This is a genomic window from Gorillibacterium massiliense (assembly GCF_000455485.1).
GTDB classification, from domain to species: Bacteria; Bacillota; Bacilli; order Paenibacillales; family NBRC-103111; genus Gorillibacterium; species Gorillibacterium massiliense.
Genome location: NZ_CBQR020000088.1, coordinates 1 through 2,038, shown reverse-complemented (window position 1 = coordinate 2,038; position 2,038 = coordinate 1). Strand labels below are relative to the sequence as shown.

At 53.5% G+C, this 2,038-nt stretch carries 3 protein-coding genes; 2 read left to right on the top strand and 1 reads right to left on the bottom strand.

What is annotated here, in order from left to right:
* The coding region (locus tag TJ79_RS27560) for a hypothetical protein (RefSeq protein ID WP_040950189.1) at positions 1 to 435 on the top strand (435 nt) is incomplete at its 5' end.
* Positions 436 to 587: 152 nt separating this feature from the next.
* On the opposite strand, the gene TJ79_RS10110 is transcribed toward TJ79_RS27560, so the two are convergent.
* Positions 588 to 1,118, bottom strand: coding sequence for a phosphatidylglycerophosphatase A family protein (locus TJ79_RS10110; RefSeq protein ID WP_040950188.1), 531 nt, complete (start codon positions 1,116 to 1,118; stop codon positions 588 to 590).
* Between the two features lie 142 nt (positions 1,119 to 1,260).
* Between TJ79_RS10110 and TJ79_RS10105 the strand changes: the two genes are divergently transcribed.
* A partial coding sequence (locus TJ79_RS10105; protein ID WP_052339453.1) for a GerMN domain-containing protein occupies positions 1,261 to 2,038 on the top strand: 778 nt, incomplete at its 3' end.

Sequence of the window (2,038 nt, the reverse complement as noted above, 5' to 3'; positions counted from 1 at the left end):
TACGCGGCGGAAACCAAGGAGATGCTGTGTGGAGACTTGGTGCTGCCGCGCATTTCGCCTAATGTCAGCTACATCCCCGGCGATGACGCGAACCCGCTGAAGTCCTACATCTCGTCGCTGACCCTCGTCAGCGGCTACGACGTAGCCATCGCCTATCCCGGCCATCGAGACCCTTTCCGCAGCTTTCAGGCAAGGGCAGGCGAATTGCTTCTGCATCACCGAGACCGGCTTGATAAAATGGCCGCCATGCTGACGGTGCCGCAAACGGCGTATGCACTGTGTCTCGCCTTTTTCGGGAACGACTTGTCCATCCACCAGCTTCGCTTTGCGATGGCGGAGACCCTTGCCCACCTCATTTATCTGCAGGAGGAAGGCCGGGTCGAAGAGCGGGAGCAGAATGATCTGCACTCTTTCAACATTCGATCGAGCGTTTGAACAAGCAGCCTGCGGGCTGCTTTTTTAAGATATCAGAAGGTATAAACTTCGCAGCAGTGGCATCCTGATATCGCAAGAAAAACTTCCTCTAAATGCGGTCTGGATTCTTTGAATGTACTTCGATAGACGTTTTTCTTACTGCATATGAACTCTTAGTCCCGGAGCAGATCGACTTTTTCTTCCGCCGCCGCCTGTTTGCGATGGGCAATATAGCTTGCTGCCGCCGCCGCTACCGCTCCGACGAGATCATCCAAAAAGGTATGGAGTTCCCCGTCCGTTTTGCTGTTGAGCTTGGTCAGAATGCCCGGCTTTACCTTGTCGATATAACCGAAATTGGTGAGGCCGATGCTGCCGTACACGTTGACGATGGAGAGAGCGAGGATTTCGTCGCAGCCGTATAGCTTTTCATCGTTTTCGATCATCTCCTGCAAAGGAGAAAACAGCTTCTTTTCCTCCGACAAAATATCAAGCTGGATTCCGGTGAGGATGGCGTTCTGCACTTCCCGCTTCTGCAGCACTTTATCGACGGCTGCTTCGCACTCTTGGACGGATAGATCCGCGTAATAACTTTTTTGCGCCCACAAAACCAAGTCCGCGATATCTCTTCGCTTTACGCCCCGCTTTTCCAACCACTCATTCGTAGAGGCTGCTACTTTTCTGCTGTTCAGGCTGTAACCATTCATCTTTCTTCCCCCTTTATGGTTGTACATCCTCCCTCATTGTGGACAAATTCCCGTCATAAAATGCGTTCCTTTCCGTATATATGAAAGTACAAGCAGGCAACGATCCTTTTGATCGGGATTATGTTGGGTTGGAGGGAAAACCATGACCAAGGGTAAAAGATTCGGGCTGCTGCTTTCCGCCGGTATGCTAGCAGCGGCATTAACGGGTTGTTCGTCGAAGACGGAAACGGGCGCTGCGCCTATTGATCCGCCGCCTGTATCAGCGGAAGAGCTGATGAAGGGCATAACCGGGGCAGCAGCCGATGAGACGATGGGAGGCGCAAGCGGAGAGATGGCCCCCATGTCGCACGGCTCGGTTAAGCTGGACGGCGCCGGTACAACCTTGTACGAAGAGGATGGAGACGGTTTTGTCGTGCCGGTCAGTTTGGCTCTGCCGAAGTCGGACACGCCGGAGCAAACGGCGCTCACGTATTTAGTGGAAGACGGTCCAGGTCAAAAACTGCTGCCGGCAGGTTTCGTACCGCCTTTGCCCAAAGGAACGAAAGTCAATAAGGTGACGATCGGGGATGACGGTCAAGCCCTCGTCGATTTCTCTCCGGCTTTCACCGACTATAATCCTGCCGACGAACGAAAAATTCTTGAAGCGCTGACCTGGACGTTGACCGGTTTTCCCAAAGTGAAAAGCGTGAAGATATCCGTTGGAGGCCAGTTGTTACCGGAAATGCCTCAAGCAGCCATGCCGTTGGACGATCCGCTTACCCGGGCCATGGGGATCAATCTCGAAGTTGGCCAAGGGGTCAATCCCGGCAGGGCGACACCGGTAACGTTGTATTTTTGCAATCAAACGACGACCCATTTCCTATACCATGTTCCCGTTACCCGGTTGATCGATCGTACCGACGATCCGGCCCGGGCCGCAG

Bases quoted from the DNA above. Each gene is read 5' to 3' on its own strand.
- TJ79_RS10110 (WP_040950188.1), bottom strand. From the start codon at position 1,118: ATGAATGGTTACAGCCTGAACAGCAGAAAAGTAGCAGCCTCTACGAAT.